Annotated in this window: 19 protein-coding genes and 1 pseudogene; 10 read left to right on the top strand and 10 right to left on the bottom strand. The window is 72.1% G+C overall.

The genetic code is table 11. From position 1 onward, the window contains the following. Positions 1-117: 117 nt before the first annotated feature. Complete coding sequence (locus IF09_RS0127675; protein WP_158710074.1) at positions 118-300, bottom strand: hypothetical protein; 183 nt, start codon at positions 298-300, stop codon at positions 118-120. Between the two features lie 5 nt (positions 301-305). Between IF09_RS0127675 and IF09_RS48600 the strand changes: the two are divergent. After that, positions 306-544: pseudogene (locus tag IF09_RS48600) on the top strand (hypothetical protein); the annotation flags it as partial. A 91-nt stretch (positions 545-635) separates the two neighbouring features. Here the strand turns inward: IF09_RS48600 and IF09_RS0127670 are convergent. The 6 genes from IF09_RS0127670 to IF09_RS0127645 are packed head-to-tail and all read right to left on the bottom strand — an operon-like array spanning position 636 to position 6656. Further along, complete coding sequence (locus tag IF09_RS0127670) at positions 636-1118, bottom strand: hypothetical protein (RefSeq protein WP_158710073.1); 483 nt, start codon at positions 1116-1118, stop codon at positions 636-638. Between the two features lie 29 nt (positions 1119-1147). Further along, a complete protein-coding gene (locus IF09_RS0127665; protein WP_030300070.1) occupies positions 1148-2458 on the bottom strand; it encodes a DUF58 domain-containing protein in 1311 nt (436 codons plus the stop codon). After that, positions 2458-3420, bottom strand: a complete 963-nt coding sequence (locus tag IF09_RS0127660) for an AAA family ATPase (RefSeq protein WP_030300068.1) — start codon at positions 3418-3420, stop codon at positions 2458-2460. The genes IF09_RS0127665 and IF09_RS0127660 overlap by 1 nt, the downstream gene beginning before the upstream one ends. Further along, complete coding sequence (locus tag IF09_RS0127655) at positions 3417-4679, bottom strand: DUF4350 domain-containing protein (protein ID WP_078613491.1); 1263 nt, start codon at positions 4677-4679, stop codon at positions 3417-3419. The genes IF09_RS0127660 and IF09_RS0127655 overlap by 4 nt, the downstream gene beginning before the upstream one ends. After that, positions 4676-5356, bottom strand: coding sequence for a DUF4129 domain-containing protein (locus IF09_RS0127650; protein ID WP_030300064.1), 681 nt, complete (start codon positions 5354-5356; stop codon positions 4676-4678). Before IF09_RS0127650 ends, IF09_RS0127655 begins: the two co-directional genes overlap by 4 nt. Before the next feature lie 7 nt (positions 5357-5363). After that, positions 5364-6656 (bottom strand): proline-rich domain-containing protein, encoded by a 1293-nt coding sequence (locus tag IF09_RS0127645; RefSeq protein WP_030300062.1) that lies wholly within the window; start codon positions 6654-6656, stop codon positions 5364-5366. Between the two features lie 233 nt (positions 6657-6889). Between IF09_RS0127645 and mtrA the strand changes: the two genes are divergently transcribed. The 6 genes from mtrA (at position 6890) to IF09_RS0127615 (ending at position 14173) form a co-directional block, all read left to right on the top strand. Then, complete coding sequence (mtrA, locus tag IF09_RS0127640) at positions 6890-7579, top strand: two-component system response regulator MtrA (RefSeq protein WP_189973359.1); 690 nt, start codon at positions 6890-6892, stop codon at positions 7577-7579. 70 nt (positions 7580-7649) lie between these two features. After that, positions 7650-9626, top strand: coding sequence for an MtrAB system histidine kinase MtrB (gene mtrB, locus IF09_RS0127635; RefSeq protein ID WP_106975151.1), 1977 nt, complete (start codon positions 7650-7652; stop codon positions 9624-9626). Next, positions 9616-11481, top strand: coding sequence for an LpqB family beta-propeller domain-containing protein (locus tag IF09_RS0127630; protein WP_234321174.1), 1866 nt, complete (start codon positions 9616-9618; stop codon positions 11479-11481). The genes mtrB and IF09_RS0127630 overlap by 11 nt, the downstream gene beginning before the upstream one ends. 84 nt (positions 11482-11565) lie before the next feature. Next, positions 11566-12309: a ComF family protein gene (locus tag IF09_RS0127625; protein ID WP_030300051.1), complete on the top strand. Its 744-nt coding sequence runs from the start codon at positions 11566-11568 to the stop codon at positions 12307-12309. A 269-nt stretch (positions 12310-12578) separates the two neighbouring features. Next, a complete protein-coding gene (gene hpf, locus IF09_RS0127620; RefSeq protein ID WP_030300049.1) occupies positions 12579-13274 on the top strand; it encodes a ribosome hibernation-promoting factor, HPF/YfiA family in 696 nt (231 codons plus the stop codon). 197 nt (positions 13275-13471) lie between these two features. Continuing rightward, on the top strand, positions 13472-14173 hold the full coding sequence (locus IF09_RS0127615) for a response regulator (RefSeq protein WP_030300047.1): 702 nt from the start codon (positions 13472-13474) through the stop codon (positions 14171-14173). A 21-nt stretch (positions 14174-14194) separates the two neighbouring features. On the opposite strand, the gene IF09_RS0127610 is transcribed toward IF09_RS0127615, so the two are convergent. Next, complete coding sequence (locus IF09_RS0127610) at positions 14195-15355, bottom strand: winged helix-turn-helix domain-containing protein (protein WP_030300045.1); 1161 nt, start codon at positions 15353-15355, stop codon at positions 14195-14197. Between the two features lie 138 nt (positions 15356-15493). Further along, positions 15494-16078, bottom strand: coding sequence for a GNAT family N-acetyltransferase (locus IF09_RS0127605; RefSeq protein WP_030300043.1), 585 nt, complete (start codon positions 16076-16078; stop codon positions 15494-15496). 226 nt (positions 16079-16304) lie between these two features. Between IF09_RS0127605 and secA the strand changes: the two genes are divergently transcribed. After that, complete coding sequence (gene secA, locus IF09_RS0127600; protein WP_030300040.1) at positions 16305-19076, top strand: preprotein translocase subunit SecA; 2772 nt, start codon at positions 16305-16307, stop codon at positions 19074-19076. Between the two features lie 125 nt (positions 19077-19201). Here secA and IF09_RS0127595 read toward each other — a convergent pair whose 3' ends face one another. After that, a complete protein-coding gene (locus IF09_RS0127595) occupies positions 19202-19582 on the bottom strand; it encodes an Rv3235 family protein (RefSeq protein ID WP_030300038.1) in 381 nt (126 codons plus the stop codon). Between the two features lie 299 nt (positions 19583-19881). Here IF09_RS0127595 and IF09_RS0127590 point away from each other — a divergent pair, with 299 nt between their 5' ends. Then, on the top strand, positions 19882-20382 hold the full coding sequence (locus IF09_RS0127590; RefSeq protein ID WP_030300036.1) for a DUF6912 family protein: 501 nt from the start codon (positions 19882-19884) through the stop codon (positions 20380-20382). Further along, entirely contained in the window at positions 20379-21071 is a 693-nt protein-coding gene (locus IF09_RS0127585) for an HAD family hydrolase (RefSeq protein ID WP_234321173.1), read from the top strand. The genes IF09_RS0127590 and IF09_RS0127585 overlap by 4 nt, the downstream gene beginning before the upstream one ends. Positions 21072-21166 lie beyond the last annotated feature (95 nt).

Here is a 21166-nt window from a genome sequence, read left to right as displayed (position 1 = left end):
TGCAGGGGGGACCCTGTGGGAGAGTAGGACGCCGCCGAACAATCATTGTGGGAAAGCCCCGCACCTTATGGTGCGGGGCTTTTCTGCGTTTACGGGCCGGGGTGGCTGCAATCGGTCTCACCCCGGGTAGTCGTGCAGCTTGTCTTCGGGCGTCTGGGCCTCGATCTGGCGGCGCAACCGCACCACGCTGAGGCTGTGGGGAGCTGTCCGGCTCATCATCGTGAGGAAGATCTGACCGTCGGTGGTCTGAACCTTCCACTGGTCTTCCTGGTGCTCGGCCAGCTCCGCGAAATCGTGCATGCGGCGCATCTGCTCGGCGCCGGTCCGGGCCCGAAGACCACACGCTGGGACGCCCGCGCGGTGGCTTGAGCACAAAGGTTCCCCTGGCCAGCGACAGCGGGGCACGGCCTCTGTCCCTCCACCGACCAGATCGGCCATCGGCTGCGGCGAGGCCGCCAAGGACCGTGTTGCCGTCGAGCGGGGCATCGCCCGACTCAAACAGTGGCGCGGCCTCGCAATGTGGACGGACAAGCTCGGCATCGCTGGCTCCTGCCGACCAGGCAGGTCAACGATCCGCTCGCTGTCCGTCATCCCAGAATGCCGTGGTGGTGACCACCGATTTGCTTGGTCGGTACTTAAACAAATGCGGAACGGCTGACCAGGCGCCCATTGAGGACGGCCTCCAGCCAGGTGTAGCAGTCACCGATCCACACCCCGACCTCCGCCCCGCACCCCGCGCAGGCCAGATTCGGCCCCTCGTGCCCGCTTGGCCCACAGCAGCCGCCCCAGCGGCTCAGGATCTTCGTCGTACCGATCAGGTCGCCGGGGCTCAACAGCAGGTCCACCCCTGGCCCGTGCCCCGCCCGGGACATTCCGAAGCCCTTGGGCAGCGAGCCCCAGGTGATGCGTCCCGGCTGCGGGTCGCGTGCGAAGGTGCCTGCCGCCATCCTGGGCGGGCAGGGGTCCACAGGAGAGTCCAGCGGTGTCCAGGTATCGTCCTCCGCCGGCGGGTGCACCTCACGCACCGGCGCGGACAACCGGGCACCGCACACGGCGCACGAGAAGATCTCGGCACCAGCAACCTGCATGTCATCTTCCTTGTCCGCGAGCCCCACCACGAGTCACTGGTCGGTCAAAGGGACGGGCTCTAGAGGCGGCCGGCGGACTTCAGGGCCAGGTAGGCGTCTGCCAGGGCGGGGGCCAGGGTGTCCGGGGTGGCGTCGACCACGTGGACGCCGTGGTGGGTGAGCTGTTGCGCTGTGCGGCGGCGGGCGGCCTGGGACTGGGTGCCGGCCGCGGCCTCGTAGACCGCGTCGAGCGTGCCGCGGGATTTCGTCATCTCCTCGATGTGAGGGTCGGCGACCGAAGCCAGCAGGACCGTGTGACGCTGCGTGAGGCGGGGGAGGAGGGGGAGCAGGCCTTCCTCTATCGGGGCGGCGTCCAGGCTCGTCAGAAGGACCACGAGGGACCGGCGCGGGGCGTTTCGCAGGACGGTGGAGACCAGGGTGCGGGCGTCGGTTTCGACGAGTTCGGGTTCCAGGGTGGCCATGGCGTTCACGAAAGCCGGGAGGACGTCCCCGGCCGGGCGGCCCTGGACCTGGGCGCGGGTACGGCGGTCGTGGGCCAGCAGGTCGACGCGGTCGCCCGCGCGGGAGGCCAGTGCGGCCAGCAGCAGGGCCGCGTCCATCGCGGAGTCCAGGCGCGGGGCGTCGCCGACCCGGCCCGCCGAGGTGCGGCCGGTGTCCAGGCAGATCAGGATGTGACGGTCGCGTTCCGGGCGCCAGGTGCGGACGGCGACCTTGTCCTGGCGGGCGGTGGCCCGCCAGTCGATGGAGCGGGTGTCGTCGCCGGGGACGTAGTCGCGGAGGCTGTCGAACTCGGTGCCCTCACCGCGGGTCAGGAGGCTCGTACGGCCGTCCAGTTCGCGCAGCCGGGCCAGGCGCGAGGGGAGGTGCTTGCGGCTGGTGAAGGGCGGCAGGACCCGGACCGTCCAGGGGACGGTGTGGGTGCCCTGGCGGGCGAGCAGGCCGAGCGGTCCGTACGAGCGGATCGTCACGCGGTCGGCGCGGCGGTCCCCGCGGCGGGTGGGGAGGAGCCGGGTGGTGAGCCGGCGGCGTTCGCCGGCCGCGATCGTCAGTGTGTGCCGGGAGGCTTCGGATTCGGTGCCGGGAGGCCAGCTGCTGGGGGGCCAGGCGTCGCGGATGCGGGCCCGGAGCGTGCGGGTGCCCGGGTTGGTGACGGTGAGGTGGACCTGCGCCGGTTCACCGAGGCGGATCGAGGTGTCACCCGTGCGGGTGAGATTGAGCCTCCGGACCGGCGCGGCGAGGGCATAGTCGACGGCGCAGGCCAGGGCGAGGGTGCCGTTGACCGCGAGCATCCCCGTCCAGCTGGGTTCGAGGATGCCGACGGGGAGGCTGCCGAGGGCCGCCAGCAGGGCGGCGCGTCCGGTGAGGGCCATCAGCGCGGGACGGGGACGTGGGACAGGATCGCGGTGATGACGGCGTCGGCCGTGACCCCCTCCATCTCGGCTTCCGGGCGGAGTTGGACGCGGTGGCGCAGGGTGGGCAGGGCGAGGGCCTTGACGTCGTCGGGGGTGACGTAGTCGCGGCCTGTGAGCCAGGCCCAGGCGCGGGCGGTGGCCAGCAGGGCGGTCGCGCCGCGCGGGGAGACGCCGAGGGTGAGGGACGGCGATTCGCGGGTGGCGCGGCAGATGTCGACGACGTACCCGGCGATCTCCGGGGAGACGGACACCTTGGCGACGGCGTCGCGGGCGGTCTGCAGCTCGGCCGCGCCGGCGACGGGGCGCAGGCCCGCGGCCTGGAGGTCGCGGGGGTCGAAGCCGGCGGCGTGCCGGGTCAGGACGCCGATCTCGTCCGCGCGGGAGGGCAGGGGCACGGTGAGCTTGAGGAGGAAGCGGTCCAGCTGGGCTTCGGGGAGGGGGTACGTGCCCTCGTACTCGACCGGGTTCATGGTGGCGGCGACGAGGAACGGCTCGGGGAGCCCCCGCGGGGTGCCGTCGACGGTGACCTGGCGCTCCTCCATGGCTTCGAGGAGGGAGGACTGGGTCTTGGGCGGGGTCCGGTTGATCTCGTCGGCGAGGAGGAGGTTGGTGAAGACCGGGCCGTTCTGGAAGGAGAACTCGGCGGTGCGGGCGTCGTAGACGAGCGAGCCGGTGACGTCGCTGGGCATCAGGTCCGGGGTGAACTGGACGCGCTTGGTGTCGAGGGCGAGGGAGGCGGCGAGGGCCCGTACGAGGAGGGTCTTGGCGACGCCGGGTACGCCTTCGAGGAGGACGTGGCCGCGGCACAGGAGGGCGACGACGAGACCGGTGACGGCCGAGTCCTGGCCGACGACGGCCTTTGCGATCTCGGTGCGGATCGCTTCCAGCGAGGAGCGGGCGCTGTCCGTGGTGGCCGTCATGAGGTGCGGACCTCTCTTTCGAGGGCGTCGAGGTGGTCGGCGAGCGCGACGAGTGCCGCGTCGGTGGTGGGTGTGGTGCCGAAGAGGAGGGCGGTGAGGTCCTGCTGGCGGTCCGTCAGGCGGGCGGACACGGCGGGGACCAGGGCCGCTGGTTCGTGGGCCTGGGCGTGCGGTACGCCGACCAGGGCGGCCAGGCGTTCGCGGGCGGCGGCGCGCAGCACGGTGGCGGCGCGGTCGCGGGCGCCGGCCTTGCGGTAGAGGCGGGCGCGGCCCTCGGTGGTCTCGGAGGCGCGGACGGCGACGGGCAGCTTCTCGGTGACGAGGGGGCCGAGCCGGCGGGCGCGCCAGAGGGCGGCGAGGGCGGCGGCGGTGAAGAGCTGGAGGAGGGCCCAGCCCCAGCCGCGGGGGATGAGCTCGAGGAACCCCTTCTCCTGGGCGGGGTCCTCGTCCTGGACCTCCGTGAGGGAGGGCAGGTACCAGACGAGGTCGGGGCGGGAGCCGAGGAGTTGGAGGGCGAGGGAGGCGTTGCCTTCGGTGGCGAGCTGCTTGTTGAGGAGGAGCGTCTCGGAGCCGAGGAGGACGGTGTCGCCGCCGGTGGTGCCGGAGGGGAGGACGAGGAGGGTGGGGTGACCGCCACTGGGGTAGCAGGCGGTGCCGGTTGCTCCGCCGGCGTAGCGGTGGCCGCCGCCGGTGGTGGCGCGGCCGGCTGTGACGGCGGCGGGCAGGGCGCAGCCGGGGTCGAGGTTCTCGTCGAGGGCGTCGCCCTTGGGGCGGGCGGCCGGGGCGAGGTCGGGGAGGCTGACGCCGCCGGGGGCGAGCAGGACGGTGCGGCCGCCGGAGAGGTCGATGGCGGAGCGGATGGCGCGGCGTTGGGTGTCGCCCAGCCGGTCGGGGTCGGTGACCAGCAGGGTGGTGGCGGGGCCGGCCGCGGCGGCGGCCTCGCGGGCGGTCGTGACGACGCGGGTGGTGACCCCGCGGGCCTGGAGCAGCTCGGCTACGGCCCTGCTGCCGTCGGGGTCGGCGGAGCGGGGGTCGAGCCGTCCGTGCCGGCTCCCGGAGCCGAGGGCGGCGAGAACGACGGCGCCGACGAGCAGGATTCCGAGGCAGATGAGAGCCCCGCGGGAACGCCGCCAGACGGCGCCGGGGGTGATCCCCCCGAGGGCGGTGCCGGGGGCTGAGCCGGGCCGTGAGGCTGCGCCGGGCTGCGGGGCGGCTGCCGGGGCGGGGGTGCGCGGGTCTGGGGCGCCGGGGGCGGTCATGCCGGGGGTCCCGTCAGGAGCGGCTTCGTGCGGGCCAGGGTGGTGTCGAGGGTGCGGAGGCGGGCGTACATGGCCTCGTCGCCGGGGCGGCCGCCGTACGTGACGTCGTCGAAGGTGCGGGCCGCCGCGCGGAGGGCGTCGGCGTGGTCCGGGAGGGAGCGCGCGGCTTCGGCGGCCGCCTCGTCGGCGGTGCGGCCCGGGCGGGGGTCGAGCAGGGTGCGTTCCTCGAGCGAGCGGACGACGGCCCGCATGCGTTCCTGGACGGCTTCGGTCCAGCGGCCCGCGGCGGCGTGCGCGTCGGCGGCGGTGCGGTGGTCGGCGGCGCTGCGCAAGGTGTCGCCGAAGACGCCCGCCGACGTGGTTGCGGTCCGGCGGGGGGAGCCGAGCCGCCACCACAGGGCGGCGAGGGCCAGTACGACGAGGGCGGCGATCGCGACCAGGCCCAGGGTGCCGCCGGGGGTGGCGCCCGAGGCGTGGTCGAAGAGGTTGCCGACCCATTCCCAGAACCGGTCCAGGGCGCGCTGGAACAGGCCCGGGTCGTCCTGGTGGTACATCGGCTCGGACAGTTCGCGTTCTGCCGCCTCGCGGGCGGCGTCGCGCGGTGTCGTCACCGGTGGTTCCTCCGCGGCCGGCAGGAGCGCCGCGGAGAGCGTGATGAGGCCCCCCGTGCTCATCATCCCTGCATCAGCCTCCGGTCGGCGGTGCGGCGGCGTCCGGGCCGTAGTTCTCGAGGCCTGCCGCCCGGGCGAGCTCCAGGTCGAGGGCCTCGCGCCGGATGCGCTGGTCGACGTACAGGAGGACGGTGACGCCCGACTGGATCGGCATGGTGATGGTCTGCGCGATGACCGCACCGACCGCGGAGAGGATCAGGGGCGCCCAGCCCGTGGCGGCGGTGCCGTTCTGGAGGCTTTCCATCCCGCCGTCGGCGATGCCTATGGCGAACCCGGCCGCCGTCAGCGGCCAGACGATGATCGCCGCGACGAACGTGGTGATCAGGCCGGTCAGGGCGGTGATGCCGAAGATGCGCCACCACGAGCCCTGGACGAGCCTCGAGGAGCGGCGGAGCGAGGTGAGGACGTTGCTCTTCTCCAGCATCAGTGCGGGCGAGGCCAGGCTGAACTTGAGCGCGAGCCAGATGAGCAGCGGGAGCGCGGCGAGGCCGCCGACGATGGCGATGCCGACGCTGCCCAGGAGGATGCCGGGCAGGAGCAGCACGAGGATGATGACGACGCCGCCGAGGGCCGTCAGGAGGGTCAGCCCGAGCAGACGGAGCAGCTGGGGGCGGGCGTCGCGCCAGGCTTCGCCGATCGAGGAGCCGTGGCCGAGCACGGCACGGCTGAAGATCATCGTGAGCATGGCCGTGGCCACGATGGTCCCGAGGAGCTGGACGAAGGCGTTCGCGAGCACGGCCACCATGCTGCCGCCGAGGGCGTCGAGGACGTCCTTGAGGCTGTCCTGGGAGCCGGGGTCGGAGACGACGGCGAGGTCGGCGTACGTGTACCTCTGCACGAGCACGCTGATGACCTGGATGACGGTGGCCACGACCAGGGTGATCGGCAGGACCGTCCGCCAGTGGGTGCGCATGGTGGCGACCGCGCCGTCGAGGATCTCGCCCAGGTCGAGGGGGCGCAGCGGGATCACGCCGGGCTTGGCGGCCGGGGGCTTGCCCCACTGGCCGGGGCCGCCCGGGTGGCCGTACCGGCCCTGCGCGCCCTGGGTGCCCTGCGGGCCGCCGTACGAACCCCAGCCCGCGCCCGGCTGCGACGGCTGCTGCTGCGGGGCCTTCTGGGCCTGGGGGGTGCCGGGGCTCGACCACTCGCCGGGGGGCGGCTGCTCGGCGGACCACTTCGGTCCGCCGGCGGGCGCCGGGGTGCCGCCTTCGGTTCCTTCGGTGCCGTCCCGGCCGTCGGGGGCGCCCGGCCGCTCGCCGTCGGACGGGGAGGGTCCGGGCACGGCCCAGCCCGGAGAGTCGTTCATCGTCGCTCCTTCACGTGCACAGCAGGGCGGGGGGCGTCAGGGGCTGCCATCGTGCCACGTGGGAACGTTGAGCGGACCGGCCGTCCCCCCGGAACTCCGGCGGCCCGCGCCTTCAATTGTCGCCCGGATCCGGGGCAGACTGGTCGGTCTGATCTCCACGCAGGTCCGAGGGGCGATTTCCAGCCCTTTTGGCTGTGGGACAGCTCACCGACGGGTAACGATTAGCTAATGGGATGATGTCAAGCATGAAGGGACGAGTCCTTGTCGTCGACGACGACACCGCGCTGGCCGAGATGCTCGGCATTGTGCTGCGTGGAGAAGGTTTTGAGCCGTCGTTCGTAGCGGACGGCGACAAGGCGCTGGCGGCCTTCCGCGAGGCGAAGCCGGATCTCGTGCTGCTCGACCTGATGCTGCCCGGACGGGACGGCATAGAGGTCTGCAGGCTGATCCGGGCCGAGTCCGGCGTACCGATCGTCATGCTCACCGCGAAGAGCGACACGGTGGACGTCGTCGTGGGCCTGGAGTCCGGGGCCGACGACTACATCGTCAAGCCGTTCAAGCCGAAGGAGCTGGTGGCCCGTATCCGGGCCCGCCTGCGCCGGTCGGAGGAGCCCGCACCCGAGCAGCTGGCCATCGGTGACCTGGTCATCGACGTGGCCGGCCACTCGGTCAAGCGGGACGGTGCCTCGATCGCGCTGACCCCGCTCGAGTTCGACCTGCTGGTCGCGCTCGCGCGCAAGCCCTGGCAGGTGTTCACCCGTGAGGTGCTGCTGGAGCAGGTCTGGGGCTACCGGCACGCGGCGGACACCCGCCTGGTCAACGTGCATGTGCAGCGTCTGCGCTCCAAGGTCGAGAAGGACCCGGAGCGCCCCGAGATCGTCGTGACGGTGCGTGGTGTCGGCTACAAGGCCGGACCCAGCTGACGTGCAGCCCGGCAAGCCCCGGCGCGGGTCCCGCTGGGGGGCCTTGAGGGGCGGCCGGCAGCTCCGTCAGATGGCCGACGGAGCGCCCGGCGGCCCCGTGCTGCGGTTGTTCGTACGCCTCGTACGACGGCCGCTGCTCCCGGCTGTCCGGTTGTGGCGGCGCAACATCCAGCTGCGGGTGGTCGCCGCCACGCTGCTGATGTCGCTGGCCGTGGTCCTCTCGCTCGGCTTCGTCGTGATCGCGCAGGTCAGCAAGGGGCTCCTCGACGCCAAGGAGGAGGCCGCGCAGAGCCAGGCGGCGGGCGGGTTCGCGGTCGCGCAGGAGAAGGCCAACACGCCCTCCACGGTCGACGGGCCCGACGCCACCGACAACAAGGTCGGGCGGGACGCCAGCACCTGGATGAACTCGCTGGTCAAGCAGCTGGCCAGTGGCGGGCAGACCGCCTTCGAGGTGGTCGCGCTCGGTGCCGGCCCCGGCGGGCAGAGCGAAGGGCAGCCGGGCGGGCCCACCGTCTCGGGCGTCAAGGGCGCCCGCGCCTCCGGGAACGTGGACCCGACGGCGAGCGTTCCCCCGCGGCTGCGGCGGGAGGTCAACCACGCCACCGGGACATTCAAGACGTTCTCCCAGATCAAGTACACGGCCGGGGCCGGGGACAAGGCGCCCGAGCCCGCGCTGGTCGTGGGCAAGCGGCTCACCGACATCAACGGGGACCCGTACGACCTGTACTACCTCTTCCCGCTCACGCAGGAGGAGGAGTCCCTCAACCTGATCAAGGTCACCATCGCCACCGCGGGCGTGTTCGTGGTCGTGCTGCTCGGCGCGATCGCGTGGCTCGTCGTACGCCAGGTCGTGACGCCCGTGCGGATGGCCGCCGGGATCGCGGAGCGGCTCTCGGCCGGGCGGCTCCAGGAGCGGATGAAGGTCACCGGCGAGGACGACATCGCCCGTCTGGGCGAGGCCTTCAACAAGATGGCCCAGAACCTCCAGCTCAAGATCCAGCAGCTGGAGGACCTGTCGCGGATGCAGCGCCGGTTCGTCTCCGACGTCTCGCACGAGCTGCGGACGCCGCTGACGACCGTACGGATGGCAGCCGATGTCATCCACGACGCACGGGTCGACTTCGACCCGATCACCGCCCGCTCCGCCGAGCTGCTCGCCGGGCAGCTCGACCGCTTCGAGTCGCTGCTCGCGGACCTGCTGGAGATCAGCCGGTTCGACGCGGGGGCCGCGGCCCTGGAGGCGGAGCCGATCGACCTGCGGGAGGTCGTACGCCGGGTCATCGACGGCGCCGAACCGCTCGCGGAGCACAAGGGCACCCGGATCCGGGTGCTGGGCGACACCCAGCCCGTCATAGCCGAGGCCGATTCGCGGCGCGTGGAGAGGGTGCTGCGCAACCTCGTCGTCAACGCCGTGGAGCACGGTGAGGGCCGCGATGTGGTGGTCCGGCTCGCGTCGGCGGGCGGGGCCGTCGCGGTGGCCGTACGGGACTACGGCGTCGGGCTCAAGCCCGGCGAGGCCACCCGCGTCTTCAACCGCTTCTGGCGGGCCGACCCGGCCCGCGCCCGCACCACCGGCGGAACGGGCCTCGGCCTGTCCATCGCCGTCGAGGACGCGCGGCTGCACGGCGGCTGGCTCCAGGCCTGGGGCGAGCCGGGCGGCGGTTCGCAGTTCCGGCTGACGCTGCCGCGGACCGCCGACGAGCCGCTGCGCGGGTCCCCGATCCCGCTGGAGCCGGAGGATTCCCGGGCCAACCGGGCCAGGGCCGCTGCCGACGCGGCGGGCGCCGTGACGCCCCCGCAGGCGCCGCCGGCCCCGGGGAGGCCCGACCGCTCGCCGATACCGCCCCGGTCGGCGGTCGCCGGGGCGCTGCCGGTGCCCGCGGACCCGACGGCCCTGCCGGGCAACGGGTCCCGCGTCGTGGCCCGCCCGGCCGACCAGGCGGCGGACAGGGCGGCGGCGGACCAGGCGGCGGACCGGGCGCCGGCCGACCGGGCCGGCGCGGCCGATCAGGCAGCAGCACAGGAGGATGGCGCAGGTGGACGCTGAGCCCGCACGGGTAGGGGTACGGGTACGCAGGGACGACCGCCGCCGGTGGCGGACGGTGCGGGCGTACGCCTTCGGCGCGGCCGGGCTGCTGCTGGCCGGCTGCGCCTCCATGCCCGACCACGGCGAGATCCGCGAGGTGAAGGCCTCGCAGGGCGTCGACTCGCAGGTGCGGGTGTTCGGCGTGCCGCCGGCCGACAAGGCCAGTGCGGCCGACATCGTCGACGGTTTCCTCGAGGCGATGACCAGCGACGACCCGCAGCTGCAGACCGCCCGGAAGTACCTCACCGAGGACGCGGCGAAGAACTGGAAGCCCGGCGCCGCCGTCACCGTGCTCTCCGCGGGCATCGACCGGTTCTCCGTACAGGGCGAGAAGGAGCCCTCGGGCCCCCGCTGGAAGATGACCGGCACGAAGCTCGCGACGGTGGACGAGCGCAGCGCGTACCAGCCGGAGACCACCGGGGCGCGCTACGAGGAGTACCTCCAGCTGGTCCAGGAGAACAAGCAGTGGCGGATCTCGACGCCGCCGAGCAGCCTCGTGCTCAGCGAGTCCGATTTCCAGCGCATCTACATGCCGGTCAACAAGTACTACTTCGCGGGAGGCGGCCTCGTCGCCGATCCGGTGTACGTGCGCCAGCGCAGCGACCCCGACTCGCGGATGGACCCGACCACGCAGACGGTGCAGTCGCTGCTGGCCGGGCCGTCCAAGTGGCTGGGGCCCGTGGTGACTTCGAGTTTCCCCACGGGCACGGAACTGCGCGAGGGCACCAAGTCCCTTGCGTACGACGGCCAGAACGCTCTGAAGGTGCCGCTCAACGACAAGGCCGACAACGTCGCGCAGCCGCAGTGCCAGAAGATGGCCGCGCAACTCCTGTACACGGTGCAGGACCTGACGTCCTCCCGGCTGGCGCGGGTCGAGCTGCTGCGCTCGGACCGGTCCTCGCTGTGCTCCGTGACCGAGGCGACCGCGGGGACGATCGCCCACCGGCCGAACCCTCCCGAGTACCAGTACTACGTGGACAGCGACAGCCGGTTCGTCCGGTTGAAGCTCGACGTCACCAGTGAGGACCAGCAGTACAAGCCGGAGCCGGTGCCGGGGCCGCTGTCCCCGACCACCACGAGCCCCGGGTTCAAGATCGGTTCCGCGGCGGTCTCGTACGACGAGAAGCGCGCGGCGGTGGTGTCCGAGGACGGGCACGGGCTGTACATGGTGAACCTGACGACGGCCGGGCCCATGCCGCAGCCGGTGCTGACCGGCAAGGGCGCCAAGCCGAACGTGCTGGGTGCGCCGAGCTGGGACGCGGCGGGCGACCTGTGGATCGCGGACCAGGATCCGCAGAACGCGGGCCTGTACCGGGTGCCGGGCGGTACCGGTGCCCCGGAGAAGATCGAGGTGGCCGGGCTCGACGGCGGGCGGATCAGGGCGCTGAAGGCGTCGCCGGACGGGGTGCGGATCGCGCTGCTGGTGGAGAAGGAAGGCCGCAAGAACCTGTACATCGGCCGGATCGAGCGGCCCGAGGGCAAGGGCGGCGCGGGGCCGGTGTCGGTGCGCGAGCTGCGTCCGGCGGCCCCGCAGATGGCGAGCGTGACGGCGCTGAGCTGGGCGCCGCGCGGCCGGCTGCTGGTGGTGGGCCGGGAGAGCGGCGGGGTCGTGCAGGCCCGGTACATGCTGGCCGACGGTTCGATGGTCGCGGCGAGCCTGCCCGGGGCGACCGGGCTGGACGCGGTCGCGGCGACGGAGGACGAGAAGAAGCCGGTGGTCGCGTACTCGGAGGAGGACGGGATCGTGTGGCTGCCGCCGGGGGCGCAGTGGCGCACGGTGGCGCCGGGCGGCCGGGCTCCGGTCTACCCGGGCTGAGCGCCTGACCTGCATTTTTACGCCTGCGCCCAGGTTGTCCACAGGGGTGGCGGGGGGCCCGGCCGGCCCGGCACAGTGGTCGGTATGCGGGGGTGGTGGCAGGAGCTCGCCGGGCTGGTCCTGCCGGTCGACTGCACGGGCTGCGGTGCTGCCCGCGTCCTGTTGTGCGCGGGCTGCGCGCAGGCGCTGAGCGGGGCCGCGGCGGGGTGTGTGCGGCCGTCTCCGGGGCCCGCGGGGCTGCCCGTGGTGTATGCGGCCGCCGTGTACGAGGAGGCCGTACGTGAGGCCGTACTGGCGCACAAGGAGCGCGGGGTGCTGCCGCTGGCCGGGCCGCTCGGCGCCGCCCTGGCGGTGGCCGTCCGGGGGGCCGTCCGCGCGGGCGGGGCGGGGCGGGAGCTGGTGCTCGTTCCGGTGCCGTCGGCGCGCCGGCAGGTGAGGGCGCGCGGGCACGATCCGGCGCGCAGGATCGCCCTGGCGGCGGCGGGACGGCTGCGGCGGGCCGGTGTTCCCGCGCGGGTGGCGCCCGTACTGCGCCATGTCCGGCCGGTCGCCGATCAGGCGGGTCTGGGGGCCCGGGAGCGGCGGGAGAACCTGGCGGGGGCCCTGGGGGTGCGGCCCGGGGGCGTGGTGCAGCTGCCGCCCGGTGCGCGGATCGTGCTGGTGGACGACGTGATCACCACCGGAGCCACGCTCGCGGAGGCCGCCCGGGCGCTGCGGGCGGCGACGGCGGCCGCAGCGGTGGCGGGGGCGGCGGTGGTGGCGGCTCCACCAGGATCCTTCGTAAGAAATCGGTCGACAACCCGTACAGAGCAACGCTCTTGTGAATAGATTTGGAACTCTTGGGGAAGGCGCATCGTTGCAGGTAGTAAGAGAGAACAGCCACCTGAACGGAGGTACGGTCCGGTAGCGGGTGCCGACAACCGGCATGGAGGGATATGTTCGGTTGTAAGGAACTGGCGAGTCCTGGCTACACGCATCGGATCGCACGTTTCGGAGGTGAAAGTCGCCAGTCCGGGGCTCCGGTGTTCACCGGGGCCTGGTGCGAAAGGGAGACGCTTCGCCCCATGAGGCGGAGCTATCCGGGAACGGAGTTCTGCGTGGACATCGTCGTCAAGGGCCGCAAGACCGAGGTGCCCGAGCGGTTCCGCAAGCACGTGGCCGAGAAGCTGAATCCGGAGCGGATCCAGAAGCTCGACGCCAAGGTGATCAGCTTGGACGTCGAGGTGTCCAAGGAGCACAACCCGCGCCAGGCCGACCGTTCCGACCGTGTGGAGATCACCCTGATTTCGCGGGGCCCGGTGATCCGTGCCGAGGCCGCCGCCGCGGACCCGTATGCGGCGCTCGACCTGGCACAGGAGAAGCTTGAAGCCCGGCTGCGCAAGCAGCACGACAAGCGCTACACCCGCCGTGGCAACGGCCGGCTCTCGGCGGCAGAGGTCGCCGACGTGGTGCCGGGCGTGGCCCAGCTGAACGGGAACGGCGAGTTGTTCACGGGGGAGAAGGCGGAGGAGATCCCGACCACCCGGATCGGATCGCTGGAAGTACAGGGCGAAGGCCCGCTCATCGTCCGCGAGAAGACGCATTCAGCAGCACCCATGCCGCTCGACCAGGCTCTGTACGAGATGGAACTGGTCGGCCACGACTTCTATCTGTTCGTCGACTCCGACACCAAGATGCCCAGCGTCGTCTACCGGCGCCACGGCTATGACTACGGCGTGATCCACCTCAACTCCGACCAGGCCTCCAGCTCGGGTGAGCCCGGCGCCGGCGCGGGCGGGGCGCTCGGCGGCTGACGCCGCGTCCTGAATTTCGGTGAATGCCCCCGGGGACGCAGCACGTCTCCGGGGGCCTCTGTATGACTCGTATGCGCCAGGTGGCCGTCGCAGGCTCCCCGCCGGGTGGCGCGGGCATGGAATCATGGCGGGCAGTCAACCGGCGCGCTTTGCCGTCCGGTTGGCACGGCAGCTCGGTACATGCAGGGGGAGGAACGATGGCGGACAGCTTCGGGCCGGTGCGCGGTGATGAGGGCGGCGAGCCGATCCGGGTGCTCGTCGTCGACGACCACGCCCTGTTCCGGCGCGGGCTGGAGATCGTCCTCGCGCAGGAGGAGGACATCCAGGTCGTCGGTGAGGCGGGGGACGGCGCGGAGGCGGTGGACAAGGCGGCGGACCTGCTGCCGGACATCGTGTTGATGGACGTGCGGATGCCCCGGCGCGGCGGTATCGAGGCGTGCACCTCGATCAAGGAGGTGGCCCCCTCCGCGAAGATCATCATGCTGACGATCAGCGACGAGGAGGCGGACCTCTACGACGCGATCAAGGCGGGTGCCACCGGATACCTCCTGAAGGAGATCTCGACCGACGAGGTGGCGACGGCGATCCGGGCGGTGGCCGACGGGCAGTCGCAGATCAGCCCGTCGATGGCCTCGAAGCTCCTGACGGAGTTCAAGTCGATGATCCAGCGGACGGACGAGCGGCGGCTGGTGCCGGCGCCGAGGCTGACGGACCGCGAGCTGGAGGTGCTGAAGCTGGTGGCGACGGGGATGAACAACCGCGACATCGCGAAGGAGTTGTTCATCTCCGAGAACACCGTGAAGAACCACGTCCGCAACATCCTGGAGAAGCTGCAGCTGCACTCCAGGATGGAGGCCGTGGTCTACGCGATGCGGGAGAAGATCCTCGAGATCCGCTGAGGCCTGATCCTGGATGCAGGTTCAGAGGGCGGCCAGCTCCGCGGTGACGGCGGCCGCCTCCTCGGCAGAGCCCGCGCGCTCGATGCGGACGGCGTCGCAGCCGACCCAGCCGGCCGCCTCGCGCAGCGCCTCCGCCATGGGGCGGGCCGCCTTGGGGCCGGTCAGGGACAGCTGCCGGGCCACCAGCGTGCTGCCCTCGCGGGCCGGGTCGACGCGGCCCTGGAGCCGCCCGCCGGCCAGCAGCGGCATCGCGAAGTAGCCGTGTATCCGCTTCGGCTTGGGGACGTACGCCTCCAGCCGGTGCGTGAAGCCGAAGATCCGCTCGGTGCGGGGGCGGTCCCAGACGAGCGAGTCGAACGGGGAGAGCAGGGTGGTGCGGTGGCGCCCCCGTGGGGCCGCCGCCAGCGCGGCGGGGTCGGCCCAGGCCGGCTTGCCCCAGCCCTCGACCTCGACCGGGACCAGGCCCGAGTCGGCGATCACCGCGTCGACCTGCTCGCCCTTGAGGCGGTGGTAGTCCGCGATGTCGGCGCGGGTGCCGACGCCGAGGGAGCGCCCGGCCAGGGCGACGAGCCGGCGCAGGCACTCGGCGTCGTCCATGTCGTCGTGGAGCAGCGCGTCCGGGACCGCCCGCTCGGGGAGGTCGTAGACCCGCTTCCAGCCGCGGCGCTCGGTGACGACCACGTCGCCGGCGTCCAGCAGCCACTCCACGGCGATCTTGGTCTCGGACCAGTCCCACCACGGGCCGCCGTTCTTCGCGCCGCCCAGCTCGGTCGAGGTCAGCGGGCCCTCGGCGCGCAGCCGGTCCAGGACGAGGCGACAGGAGGCCTCCTTGTCCTTCATCTTGTGCCAGCGGTAGCCGTGCGCGCGCTTGATCCGGCGGCGGAAGGCGAAGTGCGGCCACTCCTCGATCGGCAGGATGCAGGCCGCGTGCGACCAGTACTCGAAGGCGTGCCGGTCCGACCAGTACGCCTTCTCCACGGCGTCCCGGCCCACCGCGCCCAGCCGTGCGTACGGGACCAGTTCGTGCGAGCGGGCCAGCACGGAGATCGTGTCGAGCTGGACGGCCCCCAGGTGCCGCAGCACCCCCCGAACCCCTCCCTTGCGGTCGGGCGCCCCGAGGAAGCCCTGCGCGCGCAGGGAGATCCGGCGTGCCTCGTCGGCGGACAGCGAGATCAAGGTCATGGCCGCAGCCTAGGCGGCGCCACTGACAGAGGGCTCGTACGGGAGCCGGGGGCCGGCCCGAGGCCGGCGGGGAGGAGCGCTCCGGCCCCGCAGGCCAGTGGCGTGATCGGTTCCCCGGACCCGGACCGTGCCGGCCGGTCAGCCGGAGGCCGACGGAAGGTAGGGCACGGCGGGGGTGATGCCGAGGTCGCCGGGGAGCAGGGCGCCGACCCAGGAGTCGCGGACGGAGCCGGCGCGGTGCAGGGAGGCCCGCAGGAGGCCCTCCATGTGGAAGCCTGCCCTTTCGGCGACGGCCCGGGAGGCGGTGTTGCCGACCTCGGCGCGCCATTCCAGGCGGTCGGCGCCCAGCTCGGTGAAGGCCCAGCGGGCGACGGCGCTCACCGCCTCGGTCATGAACCCCTGCCCGCGGTGCTCCTTCACCGCCCAGAAGCCGATCTCGTACGCCTTCGTCCCGAAGACCTCGTGCACGTGGACGCCGACGGCCGCGACCAGCGGGCCGCCGGGGCCGAGGCGGACGGCGAAGGAGTAGGCGGTGTCGTCGCGCCAGCCGCCAGGGACCAACTCGCCGACGAAGCCGCGGGCGTGTTCGCGCGCGTAAGGGGAGGGGACCAGGGTCCAGCGCTGGATGTCGGGGTCCTGGCAGGCCGCGTAGACCTCGTCCTCGTCGGCCGGGCCGAAGGGGCGCAGCTCCAGACGGGTGGTGTTCAGGGTGGTGGGCTCCATGGGGTGATTCTGGTCCGCCGCTGTGCCGGGGGCGAACACTTTTCGTCTGCCCCGGCACCTTCGGCGGCTCCCGTACGTTCTCATTCCGGGCGCTCGCGCCCTGCGGAAGGTGCGGACCTCCCGACGCGACCGCGTCCTCGCTTACGATGGCCGTTGCGGTGGGGCCCACCCTCCGTGCCCGTGTACGAACCAGTGCCAGGCCCGACCGGCAAGGAGACAAACCTCGGTGTCCGTCTTCAACAAGCTCATGCGTGCAGGCGAAGGCAAGATCCTGCGCAAACTGCACCGCATCGCGGACCAGGTCAACTCCATCGAAGAGGACTTCGTCAACCTCTCCGACGCCGAGTTGCGGGCGCTCACGGACGAGTACAAGCAGCGCCACCAGGACGGCGAGAGCCTGGACGACCTGCTGCCCGAGGCTTTCGCGACCGTCCGCGAGGCCGCCAAGCGCGTCCTCGGCCAGCGGCACTACGACGTCCAGATCATGGGCGGCGCCGCGCTGCACCTCGGCTACGTCGCCGAGATGAAGACCGGTGAGGGCAAGACCCTCGTCGGCACGCTCCCCGCGTACCTGAACGCGCTGTCCGGCAAGGGCGTCCACCTGATCACGGTGAACGACTACCTCGCCGAGCGCGACTCCGAGATGATGGGCCGGGTGCACAAGTTCCTCGGCCTCGAGGTCGGCTGCATCCTGGCGAACATGTCCCCGGCCCAGCGCCGGGAGCAGTACAGCAGCGACATCACGTACGGGACGAACAACGAGTTCGGCTTCGACTACCTGCGCGACAACATGGCGTGGTCGGCGGACGAGCTGGTGCAGCGCGGCCACAACTTCGCCGTGGTCGACGAGGTCGACTCGATCCTGGTCGACGAGGCCCGTACCCCGCTGATCATCTCCGGCCCGGCCGACCAGGCCACGAAGTGGTACGCCGACTTCGCGAAGCTGGTCACCCGCCTCACGAAGGGCGAGGCCGGCCAGCCGCTCAAGGGCATCGAGGAGACCGGCGACTACGAGGTCGACGAGAAGAAGCGCACCGTCGGCATCCACGAGGCGGGTGTCGCCAAGGTCGAGGACTGGCTCGGCATCGAGAACCTGTACGAGTCGGTGAACACCCCGCTCGTCGGCTACCTGAACAACGCCATCAAGGCGAAGGAACTGTTCAAGAAGGACAAGGACTACGTCGTCATCGACGGCGAAGTCATGATCGTCGACGAGCACACCGGCCGTATCCTCGCCGGCCGCCGCTACAACGAGGGCATGCACCAGGCGATCGAGGCGAAGGAAGGGGTGGACATCAAGGACGAGAACCAGACCCTCGCCACGATCACCCTGCAGAACTTCTTCCGCCTCTACACCAAGCTGTCGGGCATGACCGGTACGGCCATGACCGAGGCCGCCGAGTTCCACCAGATCTACAAGCTCGGTGTCGTCCCGATCCCGACCAACCGCGACATGGTCCGCAAGGACCAGCCGGACCTGATCTACCGGACCGAGGTCGCGAAGTTCGCCGCCGTCGTCGACGACATCGCGGAGAAGCACGAGAAGGGCCAGCCGATCCTCGTCGGCACCACCTCGGTCGAGAAGTCCGAGTACCTCTCGCAGCAGCTCTCCAAGCGGGGCATCCCGCACGAGGTGCTCAACGCGAAGCAGCACGAGCGCGAGGCCTCGATCGTCGCCCAGGCCGGCCGCCGCGGCGCCGTGACGGTTGCCACGAACATGGCCGGCCGCGGTACCGACATCAAGCTCGGCGGCAACCCGGACGACCTCGCCGAGGCGGAGCTGCGCCAGCAGGGCCTGGACCCGGAAGAGCACATCGAGGAGTGGGCGCACGCCCTGCCCGCCGCGCTGCAGCGCGCGGAGGCGGCCGTGAAGGCCGAGTTCGAAGAGGTCAAGGCGCTCGGCGGGCTGTACGTGCTGGGCACCGAGCGGCACGAGTCGCGCCGCATCGACAACCAGCTGCGCGGCCGCTCCGGCCGTCAGGGCGACCCGGGCGAGTCCCGCTTCTACCTGTCGCTGGGCGACGACCTGATGCGCCTGTTCAAGGCGCAGATGGTCGAACGGGTCATGTCGATGGCGAACGTGCCGGACGACGTGCCGATCGAGAACAAGATGGTGACGCGCGCGATCGCGTCGGCCCAGTCGCAGGTCGAGACCCAGAACTTCGAGACGCGCAAGAACGTCCTGAAGTACGACGAGGTCCTCAACAGCCAGCGCGAGGTGATCTACGGCGAGCGCCGCCGCGTCCTGGAGGGCGAGGACCTGCACGAGCAGGTGCGCTTCTTCATGGACGACACGATCGACGCGTACATCGCGGCCGAGACGGTCGAGGGCTTCGCCGAGGAGTGGGACCTGGACCGGCTGTGGGGCGCCTTCAAGCAGCTCTACCCGATCAAGGTCACGGTCGCCGAGCTCGAGGACGCGGCGGGCGACCGCGCGGGCATCACCGCCGAGTTCATCGCGGAGTCCGTCAAGGACGACATCCACGAGCAGTACGAGGCGCGCGAGAAGGCGCTGGGCTCCGACATCATGCGCGAGCTGGAGCGGCGCGTGGTCCTGTCGGTGCTGGACCGCAAGTGGCGTGAGCACCTGTACGAGATGGACTACCTGCAGGAGGGCATCGGCCTGCGGGCGATGGCCCAGAAGGACCCGCTGGTCGAGTACCAGCGCGAGGGCTTCGACATGTTCAACGCCATGATGGAGGGCATCAAGGAGGAGTCCGTCGGCTACCTGTTCAACCTGGAGGTCCAGGTCGAGCAGCAGGTCGAGGAGGTTCCGGTGCAGGACGCGGCGCCGTCGCTGACGAAGCCGGAGATCCGGGCCAAGGGTCTGGACGCCCCGCAGCGGCCGGACCGGCTGCACTTCTCGGCGCCGACGGTGGACGGCGAGGGCGGGGTCGTCGAGGGCGACTTCGACGCCGACGAGGCCGGTGACGGGATGACGCGGGCCGAGCGCCGCAAGGCCCAGAAGGCCGCGGGCGGCCGCCGCCGCAAGAAGTGACCCCTGCCCCCACGGGCACCCCGCCGGGGCCGGACACCGCAGACGGTGTCCGGCCCCGCGGCGTTTCCCGGCCCCCGAGCCGGGCCCCCGAACCCCCGCGCGGAACCGGCCGGTAGGGGCCCCGGTCACGGGAGGGGCGCCATTTCGACGGCTGCGCAGCGCCAGCGGAGGTCCGGGCCCTGTTCCAGGCGGAAGGCCATCGCCGAGACGCGGTCGCCCGTCGTGATGCGGGCGAAGGCCTCGATCACGCCCGGGCCCGGGTGGAAGCGGCCGCACTGGCGCAGGACCGGGCGGAGCCGGTCCCGGAGCGGGGCCGTGGGGGCCAGGGTGACCAGCTGGTCGTAGGCCGGGCCGATCGTGTGGCCCAGCAGCGAGTGGACCGGCCGTTGGCCGCTGACCACGGCCAGCAGCCGCTCCGCGAACCAGTCGTGCGGGCCCCGCGGCATGCGGGGGCGGCGCTGGTCGTGGCGGCCGGGGGGCCGGGTGGTGTTCCTGGTCCTGGTCATGGCGGTTTCCCCGAGAAGTCCGGGCCCGGCGGTACCGGGCGGTAACTTGGTAGGGGACTTCTACGGGCCGTGACCACCCTCCGCAACGGCGTCCGCGGGGCCCGCGCGGGCCGGGACCCGTTCACCTATTTGGGTGGGCGCCGCGCCGCCCCCGGCCGGTCGCCACGCCTCACAGCGGCACGCGGTGGACGGAATCCGGGCGCCGGACGGGAGCCCGAAGGGGGACCGGAGCCGTCACCCGGCGGAGTTCCGCCAAGTCGTATCCTGAGGGCGTTTCCGACTACCGAAAGCAGCCGGCCATGCGCGTGTACGTCCCCCTGACCCTCCCCGGGCTCGCCGAGGCGCACAGGGCGGGTGAGCTGGGCCCCGCCCCGCTGCGTGCGTACGCCGTCACGCCCGGCCTGCGGGAGTGGTGCGTGTCGGACGACCTGGAGGAGCTGGAGTACGCCGCCCTCGGCCGGGCCGCCGCGGCCTCCCTCCGGATGCTCGCCGAGGACGCGGCCGCCCCGCGCAAGCGGGTCGTCGTCGCCGTCGACGTGGACGACAAGGCCGCCGCCGCGACCCCCGGGGGCGACGAGGCCACCCTCGGCCAGGTGACCCTCGCCGCCGCCGTACGCCTCTCCGTGGCCGCCGCCGTGCACGTGGACGCCGATGACGCCCTGGGCGACGTGACGGCCGCCGCCGCTGCCCTCGGGGCCGCTGAAAGCGGGGACGACGACGCGCAGTTCGCCGTGGACGGCGCCGAGGACCACGAGCTGCTGTGGTTCGGCGTCCAGGAGATCCCGGGGCTGCTCAAGTGATCGCTTCCGGTATCCCGGCCGACCCCGCCGCCTCCGTCCACATAGTCTGGGACTGGAACGGCACGCTGCTGCACGACATCGACGCCGTGATCGTCGCCACCAACGCCTCCTTCGCCGAGTTCGGTTTCGCTCCGATCACCCTGGAGCGCTACCGCGAGCTGTACGTCGTACCCGTCCCGAAGTTCTACGAGCGGCTGATGGGACGGCTGCCCACCGACGCCGAGTGGGAGGTCATGGACGCCACGTTCCACCGCCACTACTGGGCCGCCGCCGACGCCGCCGGGCTCGCCGAGGGGGCCCGCGAGCTCCTGCGCGACTGGCAGGCCGACGGGCTCACGCAGTCCCTGCTCTCCCTGGCGCCCCACGAGAAGCTCGTACCGCTCGTACAGGCGCACGGCATCGACCGGCACTTCCTGCGCGTCGACGGCCGTACCGGCCCCTCGCACACGAGCAAGGCAGGACATCTCGTACGCCATTTGGCGGCACTGGAGCAGACGGGCGTGACCGCCGCCCGTACGGTCCTCATCGGGGACGCCGTGGACGATGCCCTGGCCGCTGCGCACGTCGGTGCGAGAGCCGTCCTCTACACGGGTGGTTCGCACAGCCGACGCAGTCTGGAATCGGCGGGTGTCACCGTCGTCGACACGCTGGCAGAAGCCGTATCCGCTGCTCGCCGACTGGCCGAATAAATACGTGCTGCATATGCCCCCGTCACTGCGCACAACGTCAAAGTTCGGGACCTGCTTTTGTACAGATCCGGTGCGTGACGGACAGGGGGTCAGGC

The organism is Streptomyces katrae (genome assembly GCF_000717655.1).
GTDB classification, from domain to species: Bacteria; Actinomycetota; Actinomycetes; order Streptomycetales; family Streptomycetaceae; genus Streptomyces; species Streptomyces katrae_B.
The sequence above is the reverse complement of the archived record's forward strand: the minus strand, read 5'-3'. Positions and strand labels throughout refer to the sequence as shown.

Excerpts from the sequence above, each read along its gene's own strand:
- IF09_RS0127645 (WP_030300062.1), bottom strand. The coding sequence starts at position 6,656 with ATGAACGACTCTCCGGGCTGGGCCGTGCCCGGACCCTCCCCGTCCGAC.
- mtrB (WP_106975151.1), top strand. The coding sequence starts at position 7,650 with ATGGCCGACGGAGCGCCCGGCGGCCCCGTGCTGCGGTTGTTCGTACGC.
- IF09_RS0127595 (WP_030300038.1), bottom strand. The coding sequence starts at position 19,582 with ATGACCAGGACCAGGAACACCACCCGGCCCCCCGGCCGCCACGACCAG.
- IF09_RS0127610 (WP_030300045.1), bottom strand. The coding sequence starts at position 15,355 with ATGACCTTGATCTCGCTGTCCGCCGACGAGGCACGCCGGATCTCCCTG.
- mtrA (WP_189973359.1), top strand. The coding sequence starts at position 6,890 with ATGATGTCAAGCATGAAGGGACGAGTCCTTGTCGTCGACGACGACACC.
- IF09_RS0127605 (WP_030300043.1), bottom strand. The coding sequence starts at position 16,078 with ATGGAGCCCACCACCCTGAACACCACCCGTCTGGAGCTGCGCCCCTTC.
- IF09_RS0127655 (WP_078613491.1), bottom strand. The coding sequence starts at position 4,679 with ATGACCGCCCCCGGCGCCCCAGACCCGCGCACCCCCGCCCCGGCAGCC.
- IF09_RS0127625 (WP_030300051.1), top strand. The coding sequence starts at position 11,566 with ATGCGGGGGTGGTGGCAGGAGCTCGCCGGGCTGGTCCTGCCGGTCGAC.
- IF09_RS0127665 (WP_030300070.1), bottom strand. The coding sequence starts at position 2,458 with ATGGCCCTCACCGGACGCGCCGCCCTGCTGGCGGCCCTCGGCAGCCTC.
- IF09_RS0127675 (WP_158710074.1), bottom strand. The coding sequence starts at position 300 with ATGCACGATTTCGCGGAGCTGGCCGAGCACCAGGAAGACCAGTGGAAG.
- IF09_RS0127660 (WP_030300068.1), bottom strand. The coding sequence starts at position 3,420 with ATGACGGCCACCACGGACAGCGCCCGCTCCTCGCTGGAAGCGATCCGC.
- IF09_RS0127590 (WP_030300036.1), top strand. The coding sequence starts at position 19,882 with ATGCGCGTGTACGTCCCCCTGACCCTCCCCGGGCTCGCCGAGGCGCAC.
- IF09_RS0127615 (WP_030300047.1), top strand. The coding sequence starts at position 13,472 with ATGGCGGACAGCTTCGGGCCGGTGCGCGGTGATGAGGGCGGCGAGCCG.
- IF09_RS0127650 (WP_030300064.1), bottom strand. The coding sequence starts at position 5,356 with ATGATGAGCACGGGGGGCCTCATCACGCTCTCCGCGGCGCTCCTGCCG.